Below are 7,071 nucleotides of genomic sequence, written 5' to 3' on the forward strand. Positions count from 1 at the left end.
CGGTCGGGATCGGGGTGGCCGCCTTGTTCATGGCGCTGGCTCCGGCGATCGCGGCGTTGTTGCCGTCGGTGACGGTCGGAGGTGTGGTGTGGACGGGGGTGTCGTTGGCGGCGAACACGGTGTTCGCGTCGTACTTGGGGATCGCGCAGGGGACGTCGCGGTTCATGACGATGACCCTGCTGTATCTGGCGGCGCAGGGGTCGCGGTTGGTGATCGGGGCCGCGGCGGCTTCGGCCCAGTCGTCGCCGACGACGGTGATGGCGGCGCAGACGGCGGCTTGGGCGTTCGCGGCGGTGGCGGGGCGGTGGTTGCTGCGGGAGGTTGCGAGTGGGGTGCAGGCCGGTTCGCCGGCGGCGGGCCCGATGAACGCCATGGACGCGATGGATGCGATGGACACCGTCACCGACACCGTCGCCAACTCCGGCACCGGCGCCGGTCAGGCCGCGGCGGCGGCGACCGGACCGGTGGAGGCGGCAGCGCAGCGGGTCACCGAACACCACCTCGGACACAGCGGCTATCTGACGGAAGTGCTGCGGGCGACCGGCGGACTCGGCGGCATCCTGCTGCTGACGGTGCTCGACACCCTGTTGGCCAGCCGGTACCTGACCGACGGGGACCTGGGACGCTACAACACCGGGGCGTTGCTGGCGCGGGCGGCGTTCTTCGCGCCGAGCTTCGTGGCGATGCTCGCGTACCCGCGGCTGGCGCGGCCGACGGAACGGCGCCGGGCGCTGTCGGTGGCGCTGGCGCTGACCGGCGGGATCGGGGTGCTGGGGATCGCGCTCGCGGGCGTGGGCGGCGATCCGCTGATCGGGCTGGCGTTCGGGGACAAGTACGCCACGCCGGGCGGGTTCGACCTCGGCGCGGACGGCTGGCTGTTCACGAGCGTGGGGGCGTTGCTGGCGCTGGTGAACCTGGCGCTGCTGGACGGGGTGGCGCGGCGCTCGCACGTGGTGTCGGCCGTGGTGCTCGGCGGGATCGTGCTGGAGACGACGGTGATCGTGGGCTTCGCGCACGGGTCGGCGGGCGCGATCGTGACGGCCGCGGCGACGTCGGCGCTGGCGACCGCGACGGTGTCGGTGGCGGTGTGCCTGACGGCGCGGACGGCGGGCGAGGTCACTGCGGTGGTGGCTGAGGTGGAGGATGCGCAGGCGGTGGGGGCGGTGGCGCAGAGCACGTAGGCGGTACGCAGAGGCGGTACACGTGGGCGATATCCGAGCGCGGGGCAATCACAGCTCGCGGTAGACATAGCTCTCGGCAAGCACCCAATCGGGACCACCGAGCACGCACGCGCACACCTGCACACCTGCACACCTGCACACCGCCGAGCACGCCTCTTGGCTCGCATCCGATCAAGAGCAGCAACCGCGCGCCGAAGCCGACACCCGCCGGCCCCGGCGCGCCTCACCCACCAGCCAAGCAACCCATCAACCCGACAGCCCGCAACCCGGCAACCCGGCAACCCGGCAACAGCAGCGCCTAGTGCGCGGCATCCGCCCAGTTGGCCGCGACCCCGACCGAGACGTCCAGCGGCACCCGCAGCTCCGCGGCCGCCGCCATCTCCCGTCGCACCAGTTCCTCGGCCCGCCGGGCCTCGCCGGGGGCGATCTCCAGCACCAGTTCGTCGTGGACCTGGAGCAGCATCCGCGACTTCAGTTCCTCCTTGCGGAGGGCGTCGCGGACGCGGATCATCGCCACCTTGATGATGTCCGCGGCGGAGCCCTGGATGGGGGCGTTCAGGGCCATGCGCTCGGCCATCTCGCGGCGCTGGCGGTTGTCGCTGGCCAGGTCGGGGAGGTAGCGGCGGCGGCCGAACATGGTCTCGGTGTAGCCGGTGGCGCGGGCCTGGACCACCACTTCGTGCAGGTAGTCGCGGACGCCGCCGAAGCGCTGGAAGTAGTCGTCCATCATCTTGCCGGCTTCGGAGGTCTCGATGCCGAGTTGCTGGGACAGGCCGAAGGCGGACAGGCCGTAGGCCAGGCCGTAGCTCATGGCCTTGATGCGGCGGCGGTGCTCGGGGTCGACGGCGGTGGCGTCGACGTCGAAGACCTTGGCGGCGACCGTGTTGTGCAGGTCCTCGCCGGAGGTGAAGGCGTCGATCAGGCCGGAGTCCTCGGACAGGTGCGCCATGATGCGCATCTCGATCTGGCTGTAGTCGGCCGTCATCAGCGACTCGTAGTCGGAGCCCGCGATGAACGCCTTGCGGATCTGCTGCCCTTCCAGGGTGCGGATCGGGATGTTCTGCAGGTTCGGGTCCACCGAGGACAGCCGGCCGGTGGCGGCGATCATCTGGTTGTAGGTGGTGTGGATGCGGGCGTCGTCCGACACCGACTTCGACAGGCCCTCGACCACCGTCTTGAGCCGGTTCACCTCGCGCCAGCGCAGCAGGTGGTCCAGGAACGGGTGCTGGGTCTGGACCTGGAGCCAGGCCAGGGCGTCGGCGTCGGTGGTGTAGCCGGTCTTGATCTTCTTGGTCTTGGGCATGCCCAGGGTCTCGAAGATCACTTCCTGGAGCTGCTTGGGCGAGCCCAGGTTCAGGTTCTCGACGCCGGCGTGCTCGCGGGCCTGGACGACCTGCTCGGCGGCCTCGGAGGTGAAGCCCTTCTCCAGTTCCTGGAACAGCCGGGTGTCGATGGCGATGCCGACCTGCTCCATCTCGGCCAGCACCCCGACCAGCGGCAGCTCGATGTCGGTCAGCAATTGCTCGGCGCCGGTGTCGGCCAGCTTCTCGCGCAGCGCGTCGGCCAGGTCCAGCACCGCGTGCGCGGCACTCATCTGGCGCTCGGCCTCGGCGTCCTCGTCGGCGAACAGCGTGCCCTGGGCGTCGGCGTCCCCGGGCGACAGGCGGCGGCCCAGCACCTCCTCGGCCAGCGGCTCCAGGTCGAAGGAGCGGCGGCCGGACTGCGCCAGGTAGGCCTCCAGCGCGGTGTCGGCGACCACGCCGGCCAGCGTGAGGCCGCGCGCGGCCAGTGCCAGGGTCGGGCCCTTGGCGTCGTGCAGCACCTTGGCGCGCTGCGGATCGGCCATCCACGCCGCCAGCGCCTGCTCGTCGGCCGGGTCCAGCTGCGTGACGTCGACGTACGCGGCGGTGCCGGCGGCGGTCGCGAACGCCAGGCCCTCGACCTCGCCGGTGCCGTGGCTCCAGCGGCCCCGCACCGCCACGCCCGTGGCGCCCTCGCCGGCGGCGTTGGCGGCCAGCCAGTCGGCCAGCTCCCCGGTCTGGAGCACCTGGCCCTCCAGCTCCACGGCCTCGCCGACGGCTTCCCCCTCGGCACCGGAGGCCAGCAGCGGCGCCACCCGGTCCCGCATCGAGGTGGAGAACTCCAGCGTGTCGAACAGCTGGTATACCGACTCCGGGTCACCTTCGGAGGTCCAGGCCAGATCCGTCGGCCCCTTCTCCAACGGCACGTCCCGCACCAACTCGGTGAGCTCGCGGTTGAGCCGGACCTGCTCCAGGTGCGCCCGCAGCGTCTCCCCGGCCTTGCCCTTGACCTCGTCGGCGCGCGCCACCAGATCGGTCAGCGAGCCGAACTCGCGGATCCACTTCGCGGCGGTCTTCTCCCCCACGCCCGGCATGTTCGGCAGGTTGTCCGACGGGTCGCCGCGCAGGGCCGCGAAGTCGGGGTACTGCTTCGGGGTCAGTTCGTACTTCTCCTCGACCGCGGTCGGGGTGAACCGCGAGAGGTCGGACACGCCGCGCTTCGGGTAGAGCACGGTCACGTCCTCGGTGACCAGCTGGAGCGAGTCGCGGTCGCCGGTGAGGATCCGGACCTCGTAGCCGTCGGCGGCGGCCTGGGTGGTCAGGGTGGCGATGACGTCGTCCGCCTCGAAGCCCTCCTTGCGGATCACCGTGATCCCCAGGCCGTCGAGCAGTTCGTCGATCAGGCCGATCTGGCTCTTGAAGTCGTCCGGGGAGGCCGAGCGGTTGGCCTTGTACTCGGGGAACTTCTCGGTGCGGAAGGTCTGGCGCGAGACGTCGAAGGCCACGGCGACGTGCGTCGGCCGCTCGTCGCGCAGCGTGTTGATCAGCATCGACGTGAACCCCTGCACCGCGCCGGTGGGTTGGCCGGTGGTGGTGCGCAGGTCCGCCTCCTTCAGCGCGTAGTACGCCCGGTACGCCAGCGAGTGGCCGTCCAGCAGCAGCAGGACGGGGCGGGTCGCGGTGGACGCGGAGGTCTTTTCGGCGGTCTTCTTGGCGGGGCTCACGGTATGAATCCTAGGGCGCGGTACCGACAGGCCGGGGCAACTCGGCGGTGGTTAGGCTGGCTGTAACACGTTGCAGTTAATGTGGTGTGGTTTTCCGCGCCCGGGCACCGCCCCCGAAAGCCCGGGCCCCGCCCCCGAAAGAGGCCCCGCGATGTCGATAGACCAGAACAGCCAGGTGTCCGAGGCCGAACAGATCGCGGCGATGTTCAACGAGGTCGGCGTCGGCCACCTGACCGAGCGTATGGACATCGTCATCACCTCCGCGACCAAGGAGGAGATCGTCGGCACCATGCCGGTGGCCGGCAACACCCAGGTCTACGGTCTGCTGCACGGCGGCGCCTCGGTGGTGCTGGCCGAGACCCTGGGCTCGCTGATGGCCGCGCTGCACGCCGGCCCGGACAAGCAGGTGGTCGGCGTGGACATCAACGCCACCCACCACCGCTCGGCCAAGGAGGGCCGGGTCACCGGCACCTGCCGGGCGCTCTCCGCCGGGCGGACGCTGGTGGTCAGCGAGATCGTGATCACCGACGAGTCCGGACGCCGCTGCTGCACCAGCCGGATCACGTGTCTGGTGAAGGGATAGCGGTTCTGGTGAAGGGATAACGGCCGCTGAGGGGATAGCGGCGACCGAGGGGAAAACAGCGAGCAGCACACCGGAGCCGCTGATCCTCTGGTGTCCGGTCAACCCACGACGGACAATGCGGTCATGGGACCAGGCAGGGGGGACCCCTCGGGCGGCGGCACGCCCGACGCGGCCGGGGAACCGGACCCCGCGGAGTTCGAACTCGTCGTCGAGCTGGACGACGAGTTCGACGAGGAACGGCTGGCGCGGGGCGAGCCGAACTCCGCCGCCAGCGGGTTCGAGACCATCGACGGCGAGAACGCCATACAGTCGCTGCTCGGGCGACTCCCCCGCCGCTTGCAGATCGTCGGAGCGCTCGCCGTGGCCGTCGTGCTGGCTTTCGTGGTGTGGCCGACGACCGGCGCGCGGCGGGCGACACCGCAGCCGAACCCGCCCCCTTCGCAGGTGGACGCCGACCTCTACAAGGTGCGGCTGAGCACCACCTCGCTCACGGACGACGACAGCGTCGACCACGCGGTGCTGGGCCTGGAGCTGACCAACGACTCCGCGGCCCAGCTGAGCGTGGTCAGCGCCGAGCTGTGGGACGCGGTGGGGACGCGGATCGGATCGGCGACGGCGTGGCCGGCTCAGGCCCTGAACGGCGGGACCACGGCGTCGGTGCCGGTGACGCTGCCATACGGCTGCGACGGGCAACCCCTGCCGGTGCTGCCCGTGACGATCCGGTACAGCGTCAGCACCCCGCAGGATCCGAACGTCCGGCGCGACTACGCCTATCCGCTCTCTGACACTCTGTGGGACGACTACACGCGTCAGCAGACTGCGATCTGCGCCGGGTCTGGGCCCGGCGCCGCGACCGGGGCCGGGAGCGGGGCCGGGAGCGGGGCCGGGAGCGGGGCCTCCGGCAGCGCGTTCGCCGTCACGGCGATCGACACGACGCAGCCGATCGGCGCGCCCACCGATCCGCAGGGCTTCGACCTGACGTTCACGATCGAGGCGGCGGGGATCGCGACGTGGAACGTGGAGGCCCCGGCATCAGGACAGACGGGTGTCACCATCACCGCCTCCGGGCTGCCGGTGGTCATCACTCCGGGCCAGACGGCGCGTCTGGCCACCCATTGGCATGTCGCCGACTGCGCGCACCCACCGGCGTGGAACGGCGGCATGGGCGCGATGGAAATCACGGGCGCGATGGCGGGATCAGGGCCTGGGAACAGTGATTCCTCGGAGCAGACGTTCTCCGCGACGCTGCGGCCGGGACTGGTCACGGAGATGATGCAGGTGGCTTGCGGGAGCGCGTAAACGCGTGACGTCTGTAGAAGCGCGTAAACGCGTGGCGTCTATGGAAGCGCGTAGCGTCTGCCGCATGAGTGAGATCCCCGATTCGGTGGTGAACTAGGCCCTTGAGCATCTGACGCCTGCGGGACGAACGCGGCCCGCTCTGGCCGGCGTCGTCGGGCTGCGGGAGGGCTCGAATCCGTGGCTGCTGCGCTTGGACGACGGCGGCGGCGCCGTGCTGCGGGTGGGTGAGGCGGACGATGCCGAGCGGCGCGACGGGTTCCGTACCGAGGCGCGCGTGCTGGAAGTCGCGCGGCAGCACGGGATTCCCACGTCGCGGCTGATCGCGTTCGACGCGACCGGCACGGAAGCCGGGGCGCTGGCGCTGTTGAGCACGGTTGTCGAGGGCAGCAGCCGGATTCCGGTGGAGGCTTCGCCGGAGTCGCTGCGTGCCTATGGGGCGGGTACGGCGTCGCTGCACCGCGTGCCCGCTACCGCGCTGGCGGGGATGGCGCGGCGGACCCGACCCATCGAGGGTGTGGACTTCGCGGATGCGCGGCGCCGACAGGGGGCGAGCGATCTGCTGGTCGCGGCCGAGGCGGCGGTCGCGGAGCGTGCGGTACCTGAGCGATCCGGCTGGACGTGGCTTTGATGTTCGGCGCGGGGCACGTTGCGGCGGTGACGGCCGGGTACTTGGCGGCCGGGGGACGCGACGAGGTCGAGGATCTGGCGTACTGGGATGTCGTCGCCGCGTTGAGTACGCCGCCCCGGATGCGGGAGTTCGTCACCGCGATTCAGGATCAGGGGCGGCGCGATCTCGATCAGCCGACGCTGGAGCGGCGGCGGGATGAGTTCCTGCGGGCGGCTCTGGAGCGGTTGAGCTAGTGCGGTGGCCGGATTGGTTCACCGGGTTGGTGGTGTGGTCACCTGTTGGACGAGAGTCGGGTGCGGAGGCCGCCGGTCGTGTACGGGGTTTAAAGGCGTTGTTGAGAAATCGGCAGATTTCG

Annotated in this window: 6 protein-coding genes; 5 read left to right on the forward strand and 1 reads right to left on the reverse strand. The window is 70.9% G+C overall.

Annotated elements, in window-relative coordinates; translation table 11 throughout:
• Positions 1 to 164 precede the first annotated feature (164 nt).
• The gene (locus tag IZR01_RS47000) at positions 165 to 1,181 is read left to right on the forward strand and encodes a hypothetical protein (protein ID WP_194927635.1); all 1,017 of its coding nucleotides are present in this window, start codon (positions 165 to 167) and stop codon (positions 1,179 to 1,181) included.
• A gap of 298 nt (positions 1,182 to 1,479) precedes the next feature.
• Here IZR01_RS47000 and polA read toward each other — a convergent pair whose 3' ends face one another.
• Entirely contained in the window at positions 1,480 to 4,206 is a 2,727-nt protein-coding gene (gene polA, locus IZR01_RS47005) for a DNA polymerase I (protein WP_194927636.1), read from the reverse strand.
• Positions 4,207 to 4,357: 151 nt separating this feature from the next.
• Between polA and IZR01_RS47010 the strand changes: the two genes are divergently transcribed.
• From IZR01_RS47010 to IZR01_RS47025, 4 genes are all read left to right on the forward strand, one after another.
• On the forward strand, positions 4,358 to 4,789 hold the full coding sequence (locus IZR01_RS47010; RefSeq protein ID WP_194899576.1) for a hotdog fold thioesterase: 432 nt from the start codon (positions 4,358 to 4,360) through the stop codon (positions 4,787 to 4,789).
• Positions 4,790 to 4,912: 123 nt separating this feature from the next.
• The gene (locus IZR01_RS47015) at positions 4,913 to 6,088 is read left to right on the forward strand and encodes a hypothetical protein (RefSeq protein ID WP_194927637.1); all 1,176 of its coding nucleotides are present in this window, start codon (positions 4,913 to 4,915) and stop codon (positions 6,086 to 6,088) included.
• Positions 6,089 to 6,278: 190 nt separating this feature from the next.
• Positions 6,279 to 6,716, forward strand: a complete 438-nt coding sequence (locus tag IZR01_RS47020; RefSeq protein ID WP_194927638.1) for a phosphotransferase — start codon at positions 6,279 to 6,281, stop codon at positions 6,714 to 6,716.
• Positions 6,707 to 6,949, forward strand: coding sequence for a hypothetical protein (locus IZR01_RS47025; RefSeq protein WP_194927639.1), 243 nt, complete (start codon positions 6,707 to 6,709; stop codon positions 6,947 to 6,949). Before IZR01_RS47020 ends, IZR01_RS47025 begins: the two co-directional genes overlap by 10 nt.
• Positions 6,950 to 7,071 lie beyond the last annotated feature (122 nt).

The organism is Catenulispora pinisilvae, from assembly GCF_015356865.1.
Classification (GTDB): Bacteria; Actinomycetota; Actinomycetes; order Streptomycetales; family Catenulisporaceae; genus Catenulispora; species Catenulispora pinisilvae.

Coding starts and splice junctions, on each gene's coding strand:
- IZR01_RS47015 (WP_194927637.1), top strand. CDS start 4,913: ATGGGACCAGGCAGGGGGGACCCCTCGGGCGGCGGCACGCCCGACGCG.
- IZR01_RS47000 (WP_194927635.1), top strand. CDS start 165: ATGACGATGACCCTGCTGTATCTGGCGGCGCAGGGGTCGCGGTTGGTG.
- IZR01_RS47010 (WP_194899576.1), top strand. CDS start 4,358: ATGTCGATAGACCAGAACAGCCAGGTGTCCGAGGCCGAACAGATCGCG.